At 74.5% G+C, this 20,033-nt stretch carries 23 protein-coding genes and 1 pseudogene; 9 read left to right on the top strand and 15 right to left on the bottom strand.

Features of this window, described 5'->3' with window-relative positions; genetic code table 11:
- The first annotated feature begins 91 nt into the window (after positions 1-91).
- Complete coding sequence (locus ABZ312_RS06990) at positions 92-1,702, top strand: serine/threonine-protein kinase (protein ID WP_500436690.1); 1,611 nt, start codon at positions 92-94, stop codon at positions 1,700-1,702.
- 16 nt (positions 1,703-1,718) lie between these two features.
- Here the strand turns inward: ABZ312_RS06990 and ABZ312_RS06985 are convergent, their stop codons facing one another.
- Positions 1,719-2,348 (bottom strand): YigZ family protein, encoded by a 630-nt coding sequence (locus tag ABZ312_RS06985; RefSeq protein ID WP_500324949.1) that lies wholly within the window; start codon positions 2,346-2,348, stop codon positions 1,719-1,721.
- 73 nt (positions 2,349-2,421) lie between these two features.
- Between ABZ312_RS06985 and ABZ312_RS06980 the strand changes: the two genes are divergently transcribed.
- On the top strand, positions 2,422-2,829 hold the full coding sequence (locus ABZ312_RS06980; RefSeq protein WP_499510422.1) for a CoA-binding protein: 408 nt from the start codon (positions 2,422-2,424) through the stop codon (positions 2,827-2,829).
- Between the two features lie 92 nt (positions 2,830-2,921).
- Positions 2,922-3,440 carry a GNAT family N-acetyltransferase gene (locus ABZ312_RS06975; RefSeq protein ID WP_500436688.1) on the top strand — a complete coding sequence of 173 codons (519 nt, stop codon included), beginning with the start codon at positions 2,922-2,924 and terminating at the stop codon, positions 3,438-3,440.
- Here the strand turns inward: ABZ312_RS06975 and ABZ312_RS06970 are convergent.
- The 3 genes from ABZ312_RS06970 to ABZ312_RS06960 are packed head-to-tail and all read right to left on the bottom strand — an operon-like array spanning position 3,415 to position 5,404.
- The gene (locus ABZ312_RS06970; RefSeq protein WP_500324970.1) at positions 3,415-4,236 is read right to left on the bottom strand and encodes a GNAT family N-acetyltransferase; all 822 of its coding nucleotides are present in this window, start codon (positions 4,234-4,236) and stop codon (positions 3,415-3,417) included. The two genes, ABZ312_RS06975 and ABZ312_RS06970, sit on opposite strands and share 26 nt — an antisense overlap.
- Entirely contained in the window at positions 4,233-4,790 is a 558-nt protein-coding gene (locus ABZ312_RS06965) for a YbaK/EbsC family protein (RefSeq protein WP_500324972.1), read from the bottom strand. Before ABZ312_RS06965 ends, ABZ312_RS06970 begins: the two co-directional genes overlap by 4 nt.
- Before the next feature lie 41 nt (positions 4,791-4,831).
- Positions 4,832-5,404 carry a helix-turn-helix domain-containing protein gene (locus ABZ312_RS06960; protein WP_499516750.1) on the bottom strand — a complete coding sequence of 191 codons (573 nt, stop codon included), beginning with the start codon at positions 5,402-5,404 and terminating at the stop codon, positions 4,832-4,834.
- A 95-nt stretch (positions 5,405-5,499) separates the two neighbouring features.
- Here ABZ312_RS06960 and ABZ312_RS06955 point away from each other — a divergent pair, with 95 nt between their 5' ends.
- Both ABZ312_RS06955 and ABZ312_RS06950 read left to right on the top strand, forming a co-directional pair.
- On the top strand, positions 5,500-6,363 hold the full coding sequence (locus tag ABZ312_RS06955; protein WP_500436686.1) for an EamA family transporter: 864 nt from the start codon (positions 5,500-5,502) through the stop codon (positions 6,361-6,363).
- A gap of 67 nt (positions 6,364-6,430) precedes the next feature.
- Positions 6,431-7,003, top strand: a complete 573-nt coding sequence (locus ABZ312_RS06950; RefSeq protein ID WP_500324975.1) for a cupin domain-containing protein — start codon at positions 6,431-6,433, stop codon at positions 7,001-7,003.
- A 28-nt stretch (positions 7,004-7,031) separates the two neighbouring features.
- Here the strand turns inward: ABZ312_RS06950 and ABZ312_RS06945 are convergent, their stop codons facing one another.
- The 3 genes from ABZ312_RS06945 to ABZ312_RS06935 form a co-directional block, all read right to left on the bottom strand.
- Positions 7,032-8,105, bottom strand: coding sequence for an NAD(P)/FAD-dependent oxidoreductase (locus tag ABZ312_RS06945; protein ID WP_500324977.1), 1,074 nt, complete (start codon positions 8,103-8,105; stop codon positions 7,032-7,034).
- Positions 8,106-8,186: 81 nt separating this feature from the next.
- Positions 8,187-8,963: an acyltransferase gene (locus ABZ312_RS06940; RefSeq protein ID WP_500324978.1), complete on the bottom strand. Its 777-nt coding sequence runs from the start codon at positions 8,961-8,963 to the stop codon at positions 8,187-8,189.
- Between the two features lie 40 nt (positions 8,964-9,003).
- Positions 9,004-9,924, bottom strand: coding sequence for a pseudouridine-5'-phosphate glycosidase (locus ABZ312_RS06935; protein WP_500324980.1), 921 nt, complete (start codon positions 9,922-9,924; stop codon positions 9,004-9,006).
- A 56-nt stretch (positions 9,925-9,980) separates the two neighbouring features.
- Here ABZ312_RS06935 and ABZ312_RS06930 point away from each other — a divergent pair.
- Positions 9,981-10,513: pseudogene (locus ABZ312_RS06930) on the top strand (gamma carbonic anhydrase family protein).
- Positions 10,514-10,532: 19 nt separating this feature from the next.
- Here the strand turns inward: ABZ312_RS06930 and ABZ312_RS06925 are convergent.
- From ABZ312_RS06925 to ABZ312_RS06915, 3 genes are all read right to left on the bottom strand, one after another.
- A complete protein-coding gene (locus ABZ312_RS06925; RefSeq protein ID WP_500324983.1) occupies positions 10,533-11,186 on the bottom strand; it encodes a DedA family protein in 654 nt (217 codons plus the stop codon).
- Positions 11,187-11,302: 116 nt separating this feature from the next.
- Positions 11,303-11,506 (bottom strand): hypothetical protein, encoded by a 204-nt coding sequence (locus tag ABZ312_RS06920; RefSeq protein ID WP_500324985.1) that lies wholly within the window; start codon positions 11,504-11,506, stop codon positions 11,303-11,305.
- A 233-nt stretch (positions 11,507-11,739) separates the two neighbouring features.
- The gene (locus ABZ312_RS06915; protein ID WP_500324986.1) at positions 11,740-12,192 is read right to left on the bottom strand and encodes a DUF4442 domain-containing protein; all 453 of its coding nucleotides are present in this window, start codon (positions 12,190-12,192) and stop codon (positions 11,740-11,742) included.
- 72 nt (positions 12,193-12,264) lie between these two features.
- Here ABZ312_RS06915 and ABZ312_RS06910 point away from each other — a divergent pair, with 72 nt between their 5' ends.
- Complete coding sequence (locus tag ABZ312_RS06910; RefSeq protein ID WP_500324987.1) at positions 12,265-13,251, top strand: DUF8017 domain-containing protein; 987 nt, start codon at positions 12,265-12,267, stop codon at positions 13,249-13,251.
- Between the two features lie 68 nt (positions 13,252-13,319).
- Positions 13,320-14,708 (top strand): MFS transporter, encoded by a 1,389-nt coding sequence (locus ABZ312_RS06905; protein ID WP_500324988.1) that lies wholly within the window; start codon positions 13,320-13,322, stop codon positions 14,706-14,708.
- Here ABZ312_RS06905 and ABZ312_RS06900 read toward each other — a convergent pair.
- From ABZ312_RS06900 to ABZ312_RS06885, 4 genes are all read right to left on the bottom strand, one after another.
- Positions 14,648-15,502: a spermidine synthase gene (locus tag ABZ312_RS06900; RefSeq protein ID WP_500324989.1), complete on the bottom strand. Its 855-nt coding sequence runs from the start codon at positions 15,500-15,502 to the stop codon at positions 14,648-14,650. The two genes, ABZ312_RS06905 and ABZ312_RS06900, sit on opposite strands and share 61 nt — an antisense overlap.
- Before the next feature lie 58 nt (positions 15,503-15,560).
- Complete coding sequence (gene tuf / locus ABZ312_RS06895) at positions 15,561-16,733, bottom strand: elongation factor Tu (protein ID WP_500358800.1); 1,173 nt, start codon at positions 16,731-16,733, stop codon at positions 15,561-15,563.
- A gap of 264 nt (positions 16,734-16,997) precedes the next feature.
- Entirely contained in the window at positions 16,998-17,645 is a 648-nt protein-coding gene (locus ABZ312_RS06890) for a class I SAM-dependent methyltransferase (protein WP_500324992.1), read from the bottom strand.
- The gene (locus tag ABZ312_RS06885; protein ID WP_500324994.1) at positions 17,642-18,349 is read right to left on the bottom strand and encodes a DNA alkylation repair protein; all 708 of its coding nucleotides are present in this window, start codon (positions 18,347-18,349) and stop codon (positions 17,642-17,644) included. The genes ABZ312_RS06890 and ABZ312_RS06885 overlap by 4 nt, the downstream gene beginning before the upstream one ends.
- A gap of 56 nt (positions 18,350-18,405) precedes the next feature.
- Here ABZ312_RS06885 and ABZ312_RS06880 point away from each other — a divergent pair, with 56 nt between their 5' ends.
- Positions 18,406-19,080 carry a TVP38/TMEM64 family protein gene (locus ABZ312_RS06880; protein ID WP_499510441.1) on the top strand — a complete coding sequence of 225 codons (675 nt, stop codon included), beginning with the start codon at positions 18,406-18,408 and terminating at the stop codon, positions 19,078-19,080.
- A 52-nt stretch (positions 19,081-19,132) separates the two neighbouring features.
- On the opposite strand, the gene ABZ312_RS06875 is transcribed toward ABZ312_RS06880, so the two are convergent.
- Positions 19,133-19,951, bottom strand: a complete 819-nt coding sequence (locus tag ABZ312_RS06875; protein WP_500436684.1) for a polysaccharide deacetylase family protein — start codon at positions 19,949-19,951, stop codon at positions 19,133-19,135.
- Positions 19,952-20,033: the final 82 nt, after the last annotated feature.

The raw sequence follows: 20,033 nt of genomic DNA, 5'->3' as shown, positions 1-20,033 counted from the left end.
CTATCCGGCACCACTGTCAGCGCGCCGCGGGAGTCCGAATTCGGGCAAGGTCGGTCAAGCCGTGTTCCCGCCCGCCCGTACGATAACCGCCATGACGGCGAGCGACTCCGGCAGACGACTGATCGACGGCCGCTTCGAGCTGCTGGAACGACTGGGCGGCGGCGGCATGGGCCTGGTCTGGCGGGCCCGCGACACCGCCCTGCACCGCGAGGTCGCCCTGAAGGAAGTACGGCCGCCCGACCCGGACTTGGCCGAGACCGACCCCGAGGCGGCGGCGAAACTGCGGGAGCGCGTGCTGCGCGAGGCCCGCGCGCTGGCCCGGGTGCACCACCCCAATGTCGCCACGATCCACCACATCGTGGACAGGACGGACCTCCCGCACCCGTGGCTGGTGATGGAGCTGGTGACCGGCGGCTCCCTGCAGGACCGGCTGGCCCGCGGCCCGCTGACCCCGCCGGAGGCGGCCGCGGTCGGCCGCGGGGTACTCGCGGGGCTGCGCGCCGCGCACGCGGTCGGGGTCCACCACCGCGACGTGAAGCCCGCGAACGTGCTGCTGCGGCCCGGCATGACACCGGTGCTCACCGACTTCGGCATCGCCACGCTCCGCGACTCGACACGGCTGACGACCACCGGCGGCCTCATCGGCTCGCCCGAGTACATCGCCCCCGAGCGCATCCGCGGCGAGGAGGGCAACCCCGCCTCCGACCTGTGGTCGCTCGGCATGCTGCTGTACGTCGCGGTGGAGGGCGTCCACCCGCTGCGCCGCGAGACCAGCATCGCCACGCTCGTCGCCGTCCTCGACGAGCCCCTCCCGCCCCCGGTGCGGTCGGGGCCGCTCGCCCCCGTGCTCACCGCCCTGCTCGTGCGGGACGCCGCCGCCCGGCCCGATGCCGACCGGCTCGACCGGATGCTCTCCGACGTCGAGCGCGGCACGCCGCCCGCTCCCGCGCCCATGGACGCGGCGCCCCCCGGTTTCGGTCCCGCCCCGGCCTCGTACCCGCCGTTGGCTCCCCACCCGTACCACCCCCCGCAGCCGCCGACCCGCCCCACCGCGCTCCCCGCGGCCCGGCCCGGCGGCCGTGCCGGCCGGGTCGTGGCCGCCGCCACCGCCGTCGTGGCCGTGGGCGTCGCGGGCGTCCTGCTGTACACCCTCGTCCCGGGGCTCCACGGTGGGGACGCCGACGCGAAGGAGAAGGCCGGCGGCACGGGGACCCCGAAGGGCACGCCCTCCTCCGTCCCCGGCGCCCCCAGCACGGCGGCGCCCGAGAAGCTGCTCTCGGTGGCCGGGGGCCGCTCGATGGCGGACGTCGTGAAGTCGGTCTCGGGCGGCACCAAGGTGGTCGAACTGACCGTCTACGAGGACTACGCGATCTTCAAGGCACCCAAGAAGTCGGACACCGGCGTGTACGACGGCTACATGTACCGCGACGGCGAGGTGTCGGAGTGGGGCAGCAAGGGCACCATCGATCCCGACGACACCGTCGTCGACCTCAGGACCGTCAGCTGGGACGCGCTTCCGGCCCTGATGGGCCGCGCCGACAAGGACTGCAAGGTCGAGCACCCGACCCTCAGCTACGCGATCGTCAAGCCCGACATCATCAGCGACAAGCCGTCCCTGTACTACTACCGGGTCGACGACTACCGCACCTGCTTCATCGAGGCCACCGTCAAGGGCAAGGTCACCTACGTCAACGCCGAGTGACCTGCCGGCGGGCCCGCTACACGTCCACGAAGGCGCTGCCCGACACCTCGACGCCCGCGGTCCCGGCGGAGGCGTCCGCGAGCCAGCTCCGGAAGGCCGCCAGTTCCTCCTCCGGCACGCCCAGCTCGATGCGCACCTCCGCCGCGCCGTAGGCGACGCCTCGTACGGTGCGGCCGGCGGCGCGCAGGTCGTTCTCGATGCGCCCGGCCCGCTGGTGATCCGCGACGACGGTGACCAGTGCGAGCTTCTGCCGCTCGACCGTGCCGAGCTCGTCGAGCGCCGCCGACACGGCGCCCCCGTAAGCGCGGACCAGACCGCCCGCGCCGAGCTGGATGCCGCCGTAGTAGCGGGTGACGACGGCGACGACGTCGCGGACCTCGCGGCGCAGCAGCACCTGCAGCATCGGGGTCCCGGCGGTGCCGCCCGGCTCGCCGTCGTCGCTCGCCTTGTGGATCCGGCCCTCGGCGCCGATCACGTACGCGTAGCAGTTGTGGGTCGCCCCGGCGTGCTCCTTGCGGACACGGGCGATGAACTGCTGCGCCGCCTCCTCACTGGGGGCCGGCGCCAGTGCGCACAGGAACCGCGAGCGCTTGATCTCGCTCTCGTGGACGTGCTCGCGCCCGATCGTCAGATACCGCTCCACCACCCCGCCACCCTACGGGAACAGTCAGGTGCGTCCTCTGGTTGACTACTGCGGACCGGAATAGAGGGAGGACGACGTGTACGGAGACGACGCGACGGTTCGGAAGATCCTGACCGGCCTCGGGGACACCTGGGCCGTGGTGGGGCTGTCCAACAACGCCTCGCGGGCGGCGTACGGCGTCGCCGCGGTGCTGCAGCGGTACGGCAAGCGCGTGGTGCCGGTGCACCCCAAGGCCGAGACCGTGCACGGTGAGCAGGGTTACGCCTCGCTGGCCGACATCCCGTTCCCGGTCGACGTGGTGGACGTCTTCGTCAACTCCGACCTGGCCGGGGCCGTCGCGGACGAGGCCGTCGCGATCGGCGCGAAGGCGGTCTGGTACCAGCTCGGCGTGATCGACGAGGACGCGTACGAGCGCACCCGCGCCGCGGGTCCGCTCATGGTCATGGACCGCTGCCCCGCGATCGAGATCCCCCGGCTCGGCTAGCCGCCGGACCCCGGTTGCCGCGGGCCCCGGGGCTCGCGGATGCGCCGGAAATCCGCTGCGTAGGGCCTGATGCCCTGTTGTAGCGTGCGCACATGCCCGGTCCCGTACGCCCTGCCCGACCCGATGACGCCGCCGAGCTGGTACGGCTGCGGCGGCTGATGTTCCTGGCCATGAGCGGGCGGGACGAGCCCGGTCCCTGGGAGGCGGCCGCGCAGGAGCGGGCGCGCGAGCAGCTCGGCGGGGGCGGCGCGCGGTGGCTGGGGGCGTTCGTGGTGGACGGCGACCCCGCGGTCGCGGACGGGCCGCACCTGGCGGCGTGCGCGGTGGGCCGGGTCGAGGAGCGGCTGCCCGCGCCGGGGCACCCGGCGGGCCGGTTCGGCTTCGTCTTCAACGTCTGCACCGACACCCGCTACCGCGGCCTGGGGTACGCGCGGGCCACGACGCAGGCCCTGCTCGCGTGGTTCGCGGAACAGGGCGTGACCCGCGTCGACCTGCACGCGACCCCGGAGGCGGAACCGCTCTACCGCAGCCTGGGGTTCGCCGAGCACTCGATCCCGCTGTCGCTGGACCTGTCGCGGCGGCCGGTCAGGGGGCGGACGGCTCCGCGATGAGGGCCGTGCCGACCCGGCGGAAGCCGAGCCGGGCGTAGATCCGGGCGACGGCCTCGTCGCCCGCCGACAGGAACACGGTGGTCAGCCCTTGCGCACGGGCCTCGGCGACGAGCGCGCCGGTGACCGCGAGGGCCAGGCCGCGGCGGCGGGCGCTGGGCAGGGTGCCCACGCCGACGATCTCGCAGACCTCGCCCACGGGGTTGTACTGGCCCGCGCACAGCGCGGTGCCGTCCTCGACGGCCGCGGCGTGGACGGTGAGCCCGGCCCGCAGTCGGGCTTCCGCGGTCGCGACGAGTCCCGGGGCGGCGTGCAGCGGGAGCGCGGCGGCGAGTTCCGCCCGCCCGGCGGTGCCGACGGCGGTGCCGGGCTGCGCGAAGGCCAGGTGCGGGACGGTGAGCGCGCTGGGCAGCGCGGGGTCACCGGGCCGGAGCAGCCGTACGCCGACGTCCGCGGGGAGTTCCGGCGGCGGCGGGGACGGGACGAGCGGATCCAGCACCATCAGCGGGTGCTCGTGCACGGCCAGGCCGGACGCCTGCGCCGCCTCCCGGAGGCCGGGGGTGGTCTCCGCGACCCACTCGAAGCACTCGGGCACGCCCAGCTCGCGCTGGCGGGCCCGGACCCGGTCGACGTCGGCCCGGCCGACGGTGCCGTCGGCGCCGGGCGTCGGGCGGGCGTAGAAGGGCCAGCCGACGCCCTCGCGGACGAAGAGGGTGAGCGGGCCGTGCTCCTCGGCGCGGGCGCCCGCGCGGGGCACGGCGTCGTAGTAGCGCTCCAGGCGGTCCAGCAGATCCGTCACGCGGGGAGTCCCAGCCCTTCCAGCAGTTCCACGCCCGGCAGCGAGGCCAGGGCCTTGCCGGGCACGAGCAGTTTGCCGCGCCGGCGGCCGCTGCCGATGATCACGTACGGGGTGTCCGCGACCGCCGCGTCGACCAGCAGCGGCCAGTCGGCGGGCAGCCCGATCGGGGTGATGCCGCCGTACTCCATGCCGCTCTCGCCCACGGCGGTGTCCATCGGCGCGAACGAGGCCTTGCGCACGCCGAGATGACGCCGCACGAGGCCGTTCACGTCGGCCCGCGTGGTGGCGAGGACGACGCAGGCGGCGAGCGTCACCTCCCCGCCGCGCTTGCCCGCGACGACCACGCAGTTCGCGGACTGCTCCAGGGCGACCCCGTACGTCTCGGTGAAGACCGCGGTGTCCGCCTTCTCCGGGTCGGTGTCGACCAGCAGCAGCTCCTCGACGGGCACCTGCCCGCTCCAGGCGGTCAGTGCGGCCGCGACGGGGGCCGGAAGCAGGTCGAGCTTCTCCACGGCGGGGTGGACGTCGGTGAAGGTGCCGATGGGTGCGCGCATGTCCGGAACGCTAACAAATCCCGGGAGTTGGCGGCGCCGTCTCACTGGGGGGCGGGGACGGAGATGGCCAGCGTCATCTCCGTCACCTCGGTGCCCCGGTTGCGGTAGCCGTGCGGCGCCGCGGCCTCGAAGCTGGCGGTCGTCCCGGCGGGCACGCGGTGCTCCTGCCCGTCGACGACGAGGGTGAGCTCACCCTTGTCCACCCGGATCAGTTCGACGGTGCCCGGCGGATGCGCGTCCGAGTCGTGGCCCTCGCCCGGCATGATCCGCCAGGCCCACATCTCCAGCGGTCCCGGCGCCTGCCCGCCGGCCAGCAGCAGACCGCGGCTGCCGGCGGGGGTGCTCCACAGCTCGACGGCCTGGTCGGCGGGGACCAGCCGCACCTTGGGCCCGTCCGCGTAGTCCAGCAGGTTCACCAGGCTCGCGCCGAGCGCGTCCCCGATGCGGACGATGGTGCCCAGGCTCGGGTTGGTGCGCGCCTGCTCGATCTGGATCAGCATGCCGCGGCTGACGCCGGCGCGGGCCGCGAGCGCGTCGAGGCTGTATCCCCGTTCCAGGCGCAGACGCTTGACGTTGCGCGCGAGCGACTGGGCGATCAGGTCGAGGTCCGGCACCGTACCGTCCAATATGATGAATGCTGGAGTTCACTTCACTGTACTACTGTGGGGTGTACTGCACTGTTCACCGTACTGTACTGCGAGGGAGCCCCATGACCGCGGTCTTCGCCCTGGCCACCAGCCTGTTGTGGGGTCTCGCCGACTTCGGCGGCGGGCTCCTCACCCGCCGTTTCCCGGCGCTCACCGTGGTCGTCGTGTCGCAGGGCGTGGCCGCCGTCGCGCTGGGCGCGGTCGTGGTCGCGACGGGCGGCTGGAGCGAGGCCTCCCCGCGCCTGTGGTTCGCCGTGGCCGCGGGGCTGATCGGCCCGGTCGCCATGCTCTGCTTCTACCGCGCGCTCGCCCTCGGCCCCATGGGCGTCGTCTCGCCGCTGGCCACGGTGGGGGTGGCGGTCCCGGTGAGCGTGGGGCTGCTGCTCGGCGAACGCCCCGGGACCGTGCAGTACGCGGGCATCGCGGTGGCCGTCGTGGGCATCGTCCTGGCCGGCGGGCCCGAGCTGCGCGGGGCGCCCGTACAGCGGCAGGCGGTGGCCATGACCCTGGTCGCGGCCTTCGGCTTCGGCGCGGTCATGTCGCTCGTGGCGGAGGCTTCCCACACCGTGACCGGGCTCTTCCTGGCGCTGTTCGTCCAGCGCGTCTGCAACGTCGCCGTGGGCGGGGCGGCCCTCGCGGTCTCCGTGCGGCGGGGTGCACCGTCGCTCCCCGAGGGCGGCCTGCCGACGGTGTGGCGCAGCCTGCCCGCACTGGCCTTCGTGGGCCTCGCGGACGTGGCGGCCAACGGTTCCTACGCCTTGGCGGCGCACCACGGCCCCGTCGCGGTGGCGGCGGTGCTGGCCTCCCTGTACCCCGTCGTCACCGCCCTCGCCGCCCGGGGCGTCCTCGGGGAGCGGCTCCGCCCCGTCCAGGCGGCCGGCGCCGGCCTCGCCCTGGCGGGATCGGTCCTGCTGGCGGCCGGCTGACGGCGCACCGCCCGCCCGCCGCTTGCCGCACTTGCAATCCCCCCTGCCGTTTCGGCAACCTGGGGGCGTGGACGTCACGAGGAAAGAGGTGCTGGACGCCGTCGGGCCCCGGCTGCGGGAGCTGCGGCGCCGCCGCGGCATGACCCTGGCCGAGCTGGCCGAGCGGACGGGGATCAACGAGAGCACCCTGTCCCGCCTCGAGGGCGGGAGCCGCAAGCCGACCCTGGAGCTGCTGCTGACCCTGGCGGAGGTCCACTCGGTGCCGCTCGACGAGCTCGTCGGCGCGCCCCGCACCGGAGATCCCCGCATCCACCTCCGGCCGGTCACCCGCGACGGTCTGACGTACGTGCCGCTGAGCCGACCCGGCGGGATCCAGGCGCACAAGCTGCTGATCCCGCCGCACCCGGGCACGGAGCCCGAGTTGAAGACCCATGAGGGCTTCGAATGGGTCTACGTCCTGGCCGGACGCCTGCTGCTGCTCCTCGGCGACCGGCGCGTGGTGCTGAAGCCCGGCGAGGCCGCCGAGTTCGACACGCACGTCCCGCACCGGCTCGGCCCCGACGGCGATGACCCCGTCGAACTGCTCGTCCTGTTCGGGCGCCAGGGCGAGCGGGCCCATCTGCGGGCCCGCACCGCCTGAGGCCGGGGCGACCGGGGTGACGGGGGGTTCACGCCCCCGTCAGCGGGTCCAGGCCGTGCCGGCGCACCCCGAGCACGCGCCGCGTGACCTCCGCCTCCGTCCGCCCGCTGAAAACCCCGGTGCCGGCGGGCCGCCGGGCCCGGGCGGCCGCACGGGCGTCGTCCGTCAGCAGGTCCATGACGATCGCGGCGGCCGCGGTCGTCCCGGCCGCCGCCGCAGCCGGAACGCCCGCCATCAGGTCGCCGACGTTCCCCGCGGCCCACACGCCGTCGACGCCGGTGAAGCCGGAGGCATCCACCGCGAGTTGCTCCCCGAAGCCCGCCGGATGCTCCCGCACGGCCAGGCCGAGACCGCCGAGGAAGGACGCCCGTGCCGTGAAGCGAGGGGCGACCGCGAGCACGCGGACCGGTATCACCTGCCCGGAGGCGAGGCGCACCCCCGCCAGCCGGTCCGCGTCGTCGGTCTCCAGACCGGTCACGGCGCCCTCGACGACGCCGACGCGCAGCCCGGCGAGCTGTTCCCACTGATCGTCCGTCAGATTCGTGCCGGAGTGCAGGAACAGTGTCACGTCCTCGGACAACTGCCGGAACAGCAGGGCCTGGTGGAAGCTGCCAAGCACCCCGACCGCGGTGTCCCGGACCTCCCAGCCGTGGCAGAACACGCAGTGCACCACGTCCCTGCCCCATCGCTCCACCAGGCCCGGCACGTCCGGGAGTTCGTCGACCAGGCCCGAGGTCACCAGGACCCGCCGGGCCGCCGTCCGCCGTCCGTCCGCGCACTCGACCCCGAAGCGGCCACCGTCGCGGTGGATCGCCGTGACGCTTCCGGCGACGACGCGGCCGCCGTAGGATGCGACCTCCTCCCGCCCCCTCCGCAGCAGTTCCAGGGGGGCGATGCCGTCGCGTCCCAGCAGTCCGTGTGCCGCGGCGGCCGGGGCGTTGCGGGGCTCGCCCGCGTCGATCACCAGCACCGACCGCCGCACCCGTGCCAGGGTCAGCGCGCCGGACAGACCGGCGGCGCCTCCCCCGACGACCACGACGTCCCACACGCCGCCCGGTGCCTCGATGCCGTTCCCGCCGATGCCGCTCTTGTTCTCGTCCATGGCGGCACGATCACTCCGGCCGCCGGTGGAGGCAACGTTCCGTGCCGTTTCGGCAAGAGGCGCCGCGCACGCCCGGACCGGTCACGCCTCGGAGGCCAGCTTCTCCTCCAATCCCGCGAGGAGTTCCGGGTCGAGCCCCGCGAGCGCGGCCAGCTGCTGGTGGGTCGCGCCGGCGGGCACCGGCACCGGGGCGGGCGTCCGCAGCGGCGGCTCCCACCCCCGCTCGGGCGTCCAGCGCCGGACGACCCGCGCCGGCGCGCCCGCCACCACCGAGTGGTCGGGGACCTCGCCCCGCACGATCGCCCCCGCCGCGACGACGACGTTCCGCCCGATCCGCGCCCCCGGCAGGACCACCGCGCCCGCGCCGAGCCAGCTCCCCGAGCCGATCTCGACGGGCGCCGAGCGCGGCCACTGGCGGCCGATGGGCTCGTGCGGGTCGTCGTAGGAGTGGTTGTCGCTCGTCACGTAGACGTACGGCCCGCAGTAGACGTCGTCGCCGAACACGACCGGCCGGGAGGCGATCACGTGGCTGCCGCGGCCGAGGACGACGCCGTTGCCGAGCCGGACGACGGGGTCGGGGCCGAGGTCGAGGCCGGGCATCATCCCGGCCGTCAGCGTGACCTGTTCGCCGATGATGCAGCACTCGCCGAGGTGGATCCACCGCTCGCCGAAGACCGTCCCCTGCGGGAACGCCAGCCGGGTGCCCGCGCCGATCCGGCCGAAGCGCAAGGGCCCGGGGCGCTCGGCCGAGACGGCACCCGCGTCCTGGACCCACCGCCAGCCGCGGTGCACCAGACGCGAGACGGCCCGGCGACGCCAGGCCGCCGCGGAGGAGAACAGGTTCTCGTTTTTCGGCACCCGCTCACCGTACCGAGGGCGCCGCGGCGCGGCCGGGCGATCAGATGTGATGTGCGCCGCGTTCCGTCCACGCGACGGCGACCCGCGCGGCGAGGCGGACGTTGCCGCGCACGGCGGCGAGGTTCGCCTCCAGGCTGGCCCCGCCGGTGTGCTCGACGAGGTGACCGAGGAGGAACGGCGTGACGGCCTGCCCCGTGACGCCCTCGCGTTCGGCGGCCGCCAGCGCCTGCGCCAGCACGCGGTCGTGCAGGGCCGGGTCGAGTTGCTCGTGCTCCGGCACGGGGTTGGCGAGGATCACGGCGGACGGCGGCCCGTCGAGGTCGTCCTGGGCGGCCATGACGCAGGCGGCCTCGTCGGGCGTGCCGACCGTCCAGTCCACGGGCTGCCCGGAGCCGCTGAGGTAGAAGCCGGGGAACTCGCTCGTCCCATAGCCCACGATGGTGACGCCGAGGGTCTCCAGGCGCTGCAGGGTGGCGGGCACGTCGAGGATCGACTTCACCCCGGCGCACACGACGGTGATCCTGGTGCCCGCGAGCAGCCTCAGGTCGGCGGATTCGTCCTGCTCCTCGGTCCAGCCCCGGTGCACGCCGCCCAGTCCGCCGGTCGCGAAGACGCGCAGCCCGGCGCGGGCGGCGAGGAAGGCCGTGGCGGAGACGGTGGTGGCGCCGCTGGCGCCGGTGGCGACCGCGACGGGCAGGTCGCGGTGGCCGAGCTTGCGCATCCCCTCGTCGCCGGCGATGCGCTCCAGGCCCTTCCCGTCGAGCCCGATGCACGGCACGCCGTCCAGCACCGCGATCGTCGCGGGGACGGCGCCGGCCTCGCGCACGGCGGCCTCCAGCTCCAGCGCCACCTCGTGGTTGCGGGGACGGGGCAGGCCGTGGGAGATGATCGTCGACTCGAGGGCGACGACCGGGGCACCGGTTTCCAGCGCGATGATCACTTCGTCGGAGAACTTCAGCACGCAGTACGCGCTACCCGCCACGCGAGGGGCGCAATCACCGGACTACGGTGATCCCCATGACGGAGAGAGCCTTGATCGCGGACGTCGCCGGGCGTACGCCCCACCTGGACCCCGCCGCCTTCACCGCGCCGACCTCGGTGGTGCTGGGCGACGTGACGCTGGCCGCCGGCGCGAGCGTCTGGTACCACACGGTGCTGCGCGGCGACTGCGAGTCGATCAGCGTCGGCGAGGGCAGCAACGTCCAGGACAACTCCACGGTCCACGCCGACCCCGGGTTCCCCGCGGTGATCGGCGCGGGCGTCACGGTGGGCCACAACGCTGTGCTGCACGGCTGCGTCGTCGAGGACGACGTGCTAATCGGCATGGGCGCCACGGTCCTCAACGGCGCCCACATCGGCACGGCTCGCTCGTCGCGGCGGGTGCGCTCGTCCCCCAGGGCATGCGGGTGCTCCCGGGGTCGCTGGTGGCGGGCGTACCGGCGAAGGTGCGCCGTGAGCTGACCACCGAGGAGCGCGAGATGGTCCGGATCAACGCCGAGCACTACGTCCAGCTCGCCGACGCCCACCGGGCCGCCTTCGCCCGGGACTGACCGCCCCGGGGCCGACCGCTCAGTCGGCGGCCGCCGCCACGGCGTCCGCCTCCGGCGCGGCCTCGTGGGCCTTCGCCGCGGCCTTGGCACGGCGCCGCACGACGAGGAACGAGCCGAGGCCGATCAGCACGGCGGCCGCCAGGCCGATCCAGGAGAAGCGCTTGAGCCACGGCTCGGCCACGATGCCCACGTAGTAGATGACGGCCGTGGTGCCGCCCGCCCACACGATGCCGCCGAGGACGTTGGCGACCAGGAACTTCCAGTACGGCATCTTCAGCACGCCCGACAGCGGGCCGGCGAAGATCCGCAGCAGCGCCACGAAGCGCCCGAAGAACACCGCCCACATGCCCCAGCGCGTGAACGACGCCTCGGCGGCCGCGATGTGCGCCGGCGAGAAGTGCTTGGGGAAGCGCCGCCCCAGCCGGTCCAGCATCGGCCGCCCGCCGCGCCGGCCGATGGCGTAGCCGATCGAGTCGCCCACGATCGCCCCCGCCGAGGCGCAGACACCGACCACCCACGGGTCCACGTGCCCCTGGGAGGCGAGCAGGGCCGAGCTGACGAGGATGATCTCGCCCGGCAGCGGGATGCCCAGGCTCTCCAGGCCGATCACGAGGCCCACCAGCAGGTAGACGCTCACCGGCGGGATCGTGCCGAGCCACTCCTGGACGTGCAAGGCCGCTTCCTCCCCCTAGGGCGGTCGGATGTCGGTCGGCGCGCCGGTGCGCGCACGTCGTTGCAGCGTATCCGACGTGGGCATCAGCGTGTCGCCGCGGGCCGGACCCCGCGGGCTCAGCCCTGCGCCATGACGAGGATCCCGTCGGCCAGCAGGAACACCCCGCAGGCGAGAGCGAGACCCGCGAGGACGGCCAGCACCCCCGGCCGCAGGATCACCGACGAGGACCGCGCCGCCTCGGGGCCCAGTTGCCGCCGTCGGAGCCACAGTGCCCGGACGCCGCCGTACAGGCTGACGAAGCCGACGATCAGGTACGACATGGGGGCAGCCCTCCAGGCTCTCGGGTCGCTCCGTGACCCCGTGTGGCCTGAGCCGGGACATGGAACCGGAACCGCTCCGGCCGCACGAAGACCGCAGAAGCCACGATCTTGGAACCGGACGCGTCCGGCGTCAACAGGGGAGTTGCGCGTGCGGGGCGGGCGAGTTCGCAACGGATTCGCGATGCCCGTCCCGGCGCCCGGTCGGGCACCGGGGTGCGGCACCCGGGCGTCGCTCAGGAGTTGGGGCGGAGGGTCCACACGATGGTCATCTCGCCCGTGACGGCGCCGTCCTCGCGTGCGAGGGCGACGGTGACGGGGAACTCGGGGCGCTCGCCCTTGTCGAGGTCGGCGATGACGTCGGCGGCGGGGCGGCCGAGCTGGGCGGTGGCAGTGACCGGGCCCATGGCGAGCTTCTTGTAGCCGATCTCGGCGCGGACGGCGAGGGGGACGGCGCGGGAGAGCTGGTCGGCGAAGGCGGCCAGGACGACGGCGCCGCTGGCGGTCTCGGCGAGGGTGAACATCGCGCCGGCGTGGGGGCCGCCGACATGGTTGTGGTAGGCGGGCTGGTCGGGGAGGCGGACCACGGCGCGCTCGGCGGTGGTCTCCAGGAACTCGATGCTGAGGGTGGCGGCCATCGGCACGGTGGCCGCCATGAGCTCGCCTATCTGGGGCTGGTTCTCGGACATGGCCGGATGTTACCAGCAGGTAATCATCGCTTCCATGGAACCGCGGCCGCACAACCCCTAGTGTTTCCAGCCATGTGGCCAGGACAGCAGCAGCCGGGGGAACCGCAGTATCCGCAGCAGCCCCCACAGAACCAGCCCCAGTGGGGGCAGCAGCAGCCCGCCCCGTACCAGCCGCAGCAGCACCCGGCCTACCAGCAGCCTCCGCAGCTGTGGGGGCCCCCGCCGGGGCCGGTGCCGGGTGGGCCGAAGCCGCCCGGGGGGCGGCGGGGCGCGGTGGTCGCGGTGTCGGTGGTGGCCGCGGTCGCGGTGGTCGCCGCCGGTGTCCTGGTCGCGGTGAAGCTCACCGGCGACGACAAGGGCCCGCAGGCCGGCCCGTCCGGCAGCCGCTCGCCGGTCGCCTCGGAAAGCGCCCCGGACTCCCCCGCCCCCTCGCCCTCCGCGTCGGGGAGCGAGGAGGGCGAGGGGGGTGAGCAGGGCCCGGGCCCGGACGACGCCCGCGGCAACCCGGGCGAGGACACGATCAAGCCCGTGGTCCCCGGCTGGCAGACCGTCGTGCGCAGTGACATGGGCGTCGCCTACGACGTCCCCAAGGGCTGGACGGTCAAGCCGCAGGGCCTGCTCATCGGCTACGAGTGGGACGACAACCGCGTCGTCACCGGGGGCGCGGCCGTCCTCGACGAGAAGTGGTGCGGCACCGACGAGCGCGGCCTGGCGGGCGTGAAGGGCGGCAAGGGCGCCAAGAGCCTGAAGTCCGAGGCCGCCAACGAGGCCTACAACTGGGCGTACGGCAAGTACAACAAGGAGGGCCGCACCAAGCTGACCGAGGCGGCCCCCCGCGCCTACACCAACGCCCAGGGCGTGCCCGGCTGGATCGCCTCCACGCGCGCGACCGGGATGAAGGGCTCGTGCGCGGCCGACGGCACCTCGTACAGCTTCACCTTCCTCGGCAAGGACAAGGAGGTCCGCTCCTGGCTGCTGGTCGTGGACAGCGGCTACGCGGGCGCGGTCGACGCCGGGACGGTGGCCAAGGTCCGCGACAGCGTCCGGCTGGTCGGCTGAGGGCGAGGGCGAGGCCGTAGCCCGATCCGGCCGGCTCGGGCCCGGCCCGGCCCGGCTGTCGGCCGGAAATGGGTTTGCCAAGGAAACGGCCCAGCGACGATAGTCCCCGGGTGAAACGCCACGTTCCCCACCGGCCGCGCTTCCCGGACTGGGCCGGCCGCAACTTCCGGCTCCTCGCCGCCTCCGCCTTCGTGACCGGGCTCGGCGCCTCGGGCGCCGTCGTCGCGTCGGCGTTCGCGGTCCTGCAGACCGGCGGCGGCGGTACGGAGATCGGACTGGTCGCCGCAGCGCGGACGGTACCCCTGGTCGTCTTCCTGCTCATCGGGGGCGCGGTCGCGGACCGGCTGCCGCGGCACCGGGTCATGGTCGCCGCCAACTGCCTGAACACGGTCTCGCAGGGCCTGTTCGCGGTCCTGGTGCTGACCGGCCGGGCCGAGATCTGGCACATGGCCGTGCTCTCCGCGCTGGGCGGCACCGGGCAGGCCTTCTTCGCCCCCGCCAACGAGGGGATGCTGCTCTCGACCGTCGACTCCGCCCACGCGGGCCGCGCCTTCGCGGTGTTCCGGCTCGGCGTCAACGGGGCGAACGTCGGCGGCGCCGCGCTCGCCGGGGCACTGGTCGCCCTCGCCGGACCGGGCTGGGTCCTCGCGGTGGACGCGACGTGCTTCGCGGTCGCGGCGGGGCTGCGCGCGCTGCTGCGGGTGTCCCCGGCGACGCTGCGCGACCGCGCGGAGCGGCGCGGCGGCGGTCTGCGCGGCGGTCTGCTGGGCGATCTGCGCGACGGCTGGCGGGAGTTCGTCTCACGGCGCTGGCTGTGGGGCATCGTGGTGCAGTTCTCGGTCGTCAACGCCGTGTTCACGGCCGCCGACGCGGTGTACGGGCCGCTCGTGGCCCGGGAGCACCTCGGCGGCGCCGGGCCGTGGGGCGCGGCCCTGGCCGCGTTCGGCGTCGGGAACCTGCTGGGCGGGCTGCTGATGCTGCGCTGGCGGCCGCGCCGCATCCTGCTCGCCGGGGTGCTCTGCGTCTTCCCGTTCTCGCTGCCCGCCGCCGCGCTGGCCCTGGCGCTCCCGGTGCCGCTGCTGGCCTGCGCGATGCTCGTCGCCGGCCTGTCGATCGAGGTGTTCGGCGTGGCCTGGATGATGGCGCTGCACCAGGAGATCCCCGAGGACAAGCTCTCCCGCGTCGCGGCCTACGACTGGTTCGGCTCGGTCTCCATGATGCCGATCGGCACGGCGCTCGCGGGCCCGGCCGCGGACGCCTTCGGCCTGAACGGGGCGCTGTGGGGCTGCGCGGGGCTGACGGTGCTGCTCACGGGCGCGGTGCTCACCCTCCCCGAGGTGCGGCGGCTGCGGCGCGTGGACGACCCCGAGGGCGGGCGGACGGTCGCGCGGGGCGGTCAGCCGACGCCGAAGGAACCCTCGGGCGGGATCGGCGAGGGCACCGCGTCCTTGTCGTAGACCGGCCGCGCCCCCCGTCCGAACACCTCCAGAGCGTCGCCGGCCACCACGCGGGCGGGGAAGACGTCGGACGCGGTACGCCGCGCGATCCGGTCCACCGGCAGCGGGGCGCGGCTCGCGGCCAGCACGGCGTTGCCGAAGCGGCGGCCCCGCAGCACCCCGGGCTCGGCGATCAGGCACACCTGGCCGAACAGCTCGCGCAGGCCCGCGATCTGCGGCCGCAGGAAGTCGAAGGGCGCCGAGTCGGCGAGGTTCGCCAGGTACACCCCGCCGGGACGCAGCACGCGGGCCGTCTCGGTGACGAACTCGTACGAGGTCAGGTGCGCCGGCACCCGCGAACCGCCGAAGACGTCCGCCACGACGACGTCCGCCGAAGCGTCCGGGGCGGCCTCGAGCCATGCACGGGCGTCGTCCGTCGTGATCGCCACGCCGTCACCGCCACGCCCGAGCGGGAGCCGGGCGGCGACCAGCGCGGCGAGCGCCCGGTCGGCCTCCACGACCCGCTGCCGCGAACCGGGCCGCGTCGCGGCGGTGTAGCGGGGCAGCGTCAGGGCGCCGCCGCCCAGGTGGACGACGTCCAGCGGCGCGCCCTCGGGCGCGGCCTCGTCCAGCACGTAGGCCAGGCGCCGCGCGTACTCGAACTCCAGGTAGGTGGGGTCGTCCAGGTCCACGTACGACTGAGGGGCCCCGTCGACCGTGAGCAGCCAGCCCGCGGGCCGGTCCACGTCCGGCAGCAGCCTGGCCGCGCCGAAGTCCACGTCCTGGGTCACGGGTATGCGTCCGTCGTCCTCCACGCCGCAATTGTCCCAGCACACGACAGGGCCCGGGGGCGGAACCCCCGGACCCCCGCGCTCACTCGGCGAGCGCCGTGACGGTGCCCGCGCCGACGGTGCGGCCGCCCTCACGGATCGCGAAGCCGAGCCCCGGCTCCAACGGCACCGGCCGGCCCAGCTCGACCGTCATGTCGACGGTCGCCCCCGGCAGGGCCGCCCCCACCTCGCCCAGGTCCACGTCGCCGACGACGTCGGCGGTGCGGACGTAGAACTGCGGCCGGTAGCCGCTGGCGATCCCGGTGCGCCGCCCGCCCTCGGCGGCCGGCAGCAGGTAGACCCGCGCCCGGAACCGGCGGCTCGGCGTGACGCTGCCCGGCGCGGCCACCACGTGGCCCCGCCGGACCACGTCCCGGGCCACCCCACGCAGCAGCAGCGCCACGTTGTCGCCCGCCTGGGCCTCGTCCATCGGCTTGCCGAAGGTCTCCAGACCCGTCACCACGCTCGCCGTCCCCGCGCCGAGCACCTCCACGCGGTCGCCGACGCGGACCGTGCCCCGCTCCACCGCGCCGGTGACGACCGTGCCGCGCCCGGTGATGGTCAGCACGTTCTCCACCGGCAGCAGGAAGGGTGCGTCGGTGTAGCGGTGCGGCATCGGCACGTGGGTGTCGACCGCGTCGAGCAGCGCCTCGATCGCCGACGTCCATCGCGGGTCGCCCTCCAGCGCCCGCAAGCCCGACACCCGGACGACGGGCAGCGTGTCGCCGGGGTAGCCCTGGGCGGACAGCAGCTCGCGCACCTCCAGCTCGACCAGGTCGGTGAGTTCGGGGTCGCCGGCGTCGGCCTTGTTGAGCGCCACCACGATGTGCTCGACGCCGACCTGGCGGGCGAGCAGCACGTGCTCGGCGGTCTGCGGCATGACGCCGTCGAGGGCGGAGACGACGAGGATCGCCCCGTCGAGCTGGGCCGCGCCCGTGATCATGTTCTTCACGTAGTCGGCGTGACCGGGCATGTCGACGTGCGCGTAGTGCCGCGTGTCCGTCTCGTACTCGACGTGCGCGATGGTGATCGTGATCCCCCGAGCGGCCTCCTCCGGGGCCTTGTCGATCCGGTCGAACGGCACGAACGCGGCGGAGCCGCGGGCGCTGAGCACCTTCGTGATGGCGGCGGTCAGCGTGGTCTTGCCGTGGTCGACGTGACCCATCGTCCCGATGTTGAGGTGCGGCTTGGTGCGCACGTACGCCTGCTTGGGCATGTTGCTTCCTCGGTAAGTCGATTCATCGCCTCGCGTGCGGGACCCCTGGACCGTGCCGACCCTCCCCCTGCGGGGTCCGCCGGACTGTCCGGGAAGGGTCAGATTCGGGCGCCGCCGAACGCGTTGGCCGAGAAAGCCTGTGCCGGGGCAGCCTGCAGCGCGTCCGCGACTGCGGACGTATCTGCGCTGAAGGCGTACCGGGACATGCCGTCGATGATCGGGTACGGCATGGCCGTCGGTCGAACGATTTTCCGGCGGCCCGCCTCACGCCCCGCCGACGCGGGCGAGGACGTAGGCGCGCCGGGTCTCCGTCTCCTGCGGGTAGGGGGCCCGCTCCAGCCGCGCCTCCACCTCGAACCCGGCGTCGGTCAGCGCCTCGGTGACCGTCCCGGGGTCGTGGAAGTGGAAGTCGACGTCGACCTCGTGCCCCCACCACTGCGTCACGTGCCGGATCTCCGTCCCGACGTGGAAGGCCACGAGCACCCGCCCGGAAGGGCGCAGCACGCGCCGCATCTCGCCGAACGCCGCCCGCAGTTCACCGGGCGTCAGATGGACCACCGCGTAGAGCGCGACGACCGCCCCGAACTCGCCGTCCGCCGCAGGGAGGCGGAGCAGGTCGCCCTCGCGGAACTCGGCCCCGGGGTGCTCGCGGCGGGCGAGCGCGACCATTCCCGGCGACAGGTCGATGCCCACGGTCCGCGCCCCGCGCGCCGCGAGCCACGCCGTGACGTGGCCGGGGCCGCACCCCAGGTCCGCCACGGGCGCGCCGTCCGCGGTCTGCTCGGCGAGGGCCGCCAGCAGGGCCCGGTCCAGCGGCTTGTACGCCAACTCGGTCCCGATGCGCTCCCGGTACTCCTCGGCCACGGTGTCGTAGCTGCGGCGCACCCGGCCGCGCCCGTCGCCCCCGCTCACAGGTGCTTCCCCGCCTCTCGTACCGACAGCGGCGACAGCCGCTCCCCCGACTCCGCGAGGAACGCCCGCACGGCGCCGGGATCGGTGCGGGCGTACGCGCGCAGTGCCCAGCCGATCGCCTTGCGGATGAAGAAGTCCCGGTGGTCCGCCTGACGCAGGCAGTAGCGGAACAGCCGGGCGGGGTCGGTGTCCGCCTTGTACGTCAACTGGTGCAGCAGCGCGGTGCGGGCGAGCCAGAGGTCGTCGCCGGTGATCCACTCGTCCATCACGTCCACCAGGGCGGGGCCGGCGGCCACGAGCCGTCCGACGACGTGCGCGGCGAGCAGGTCGACGGTGTCCCACCACGGCTCCGTCGTGATCAGGTGCCGGGCCGTGCCGAGGAAGTCCGGTGAGCAGCGCCCCACATGACGGCGCAGGTAGTCCACGGCGAAGTAGCGGTACTCCCGTTCGGGGAGCGCCCAGCAACGCAGGGCGACGGCCGTGCAGTCCCCCTCGTCCGGGCGCGGCGTGCCCGCGAGCACGGCGCGGGACAGGGTACGCCGGGCCGGCGTGGCGATACCGAGGAACGGGAACGCGTCCCGCATGTACGCCGCCGCCGAGGCGGCCCGCACCGGGTCGGCGGCGGCACCGTACGCCGAGCTCAGCCGGGGCAGCACGAGGTCCGCGAGGGCGCTGTCCGGCAGGACCGGGGCGGGAGGGGCCATGGCCCTACGGTACGCGGCGGCACCGGAGCGACATCCTCCTCCGCTAGGCTCGCGGGATGTCCGAGGTCACCGTCCTCTCCCGACCGCGTTCGCGACCGGCGTCGTGGGCGCGGCTGGCGCTGCTGGTCGTCCTCCTGTCCGGGGCCGCGGCCTCGGTGCTGGTGTGGGAGCCCCAGCGGCTGCTCGCGCACGGCTGGCCCGCGCAACTCACGGGCGCCGCGGCCGTGGTGCTCTTCGCCGCCGGCTACGGGCTCTGCGCCCTCGCCTTCGTACCGCGCCCCCTGCTCAACGTCGGCGCGGGAGCGCTCTTCGGTGCCCAGGCGGGAGTGCCCGCGGCCCTCGCCGGCACGGTGCTCGGTGCCGGCCTCGCCTTCGTCCTCGGCCGCCTCCTCGGGCGGGACGCGCTGCGCCCGCTGCTCCGCGGCCGGGTGCTGCTCGCCGCGGACCGCCAGCTCAGCGAGCACGGTTTCCGCACGATGCTGGCGATGCGGCTCTTCCCCGGGGTGCCGTTCGCGGCGGCCAACTACAGCGCGGCGGTCTCGCGGATGCGCCTCGCGCCCTTCCTGCTGGCCACGGCGCTGGGAAGCGTGCCCAACACGGCGGCCTACGTCATCGCCGGCAGCCGCGCCGCGACGCCGACGTCACCGGTCTTCCTCGTCGCGATGGGCTTCATCGCGGTCACCGGCCTCGCCGCCGTCGTCGTCGCCGCCCGCACCCGCCGCAAGCGCTGACCCTCCGGGCGGGGCGGGGGCGCGGCCGGGGCCGCAGACGCCAGGGCCACCGTCACGGCCGGTAGACCGTGCCGGGGCGCGGTACGGCGGGAGCCATCAGCTCGGAGACGGTCACGAGGACGTAGCCCCGGCGGCGCAGGGCGTCGACGATCCCGGGGACGGCGGGGATCGTGCCCCGGTAGCGGTCGTGGAGGAGGATGATCCCGTCGCGCTTCGTCTGGTCCAGGACCCGCCGGGTGATCAGCGCGGTGTCGGTCGTGGCGTAGTCCTTCGCGGTGACGCTCCACAGCACCTGGGCCAGGCCGAGTTCCCGCATGACCGCCGAGATGTCGTCGTCGGTGCGGCCCTGCGGTGGGCGCATCAGGGTGGGGGCGTGTCCGGTGATCCTGCGGACGTCGTTCTGGACCGGGGTCAGTTCGTCGCTCACCTGCCGCGCGTCCAGTTCCGTGAGCACCTTGTGCGACCAGGTGTGGTTGCCTATTTCGTGGCCATCGCGCGCCATGCGCCGCAGGGTCTGCGGATAGGTGTCCGTGTGGCCTTTCCCCTGGACGAAGAACGTGGCGCGGACCGTCTTCTCCGCGAGAATGTCCAGCAGTTTCGGCGTGGTGGCGCCGGGCCCTCCGTCGAAGGTGAGCGCCACGCATTTCTCGACGGTGCAGTCGGGGGCGGGGCGGTGGCTGCCGGCCCGGGCCGCGCGCTGGGCGGCGGCGCGTGCGTCGGCCGGTGACGTCACTCCGGGGAGGGTGCTGCATCCGCTGGTCACGGCGATGGAGGCGACGCCGGCCAGTACGACGGCGACCCGGGTCACCGGCCGCGGTGCGGCGGGGACTCCGGCCCGGGTGAAACGTCGGGGGAATTTCCTGGGATTCATGACCGGAAAGGTACGGACCGCGGGGAACCCGGGAATTCGACTGCGGGTACGCGCCTTTTCCGTCCGAAGGAACGATGCACAC

It is taken from the genome of Streptomyces sp. NPDC006207, from assembly GCF_040613835.1.
In the GTDB taxonomy this organism is placed as follows: Bacteria; Actinomycetota; Actinomycetes; order Streptomycetales; family Streptomycetaceae; genus Actinacidiphila.
The sequence above is the reverse complement of the archived record's forward strand: the minus strand, read 5'-3'. Positions and strand labels throughout refer to the sequence as shown.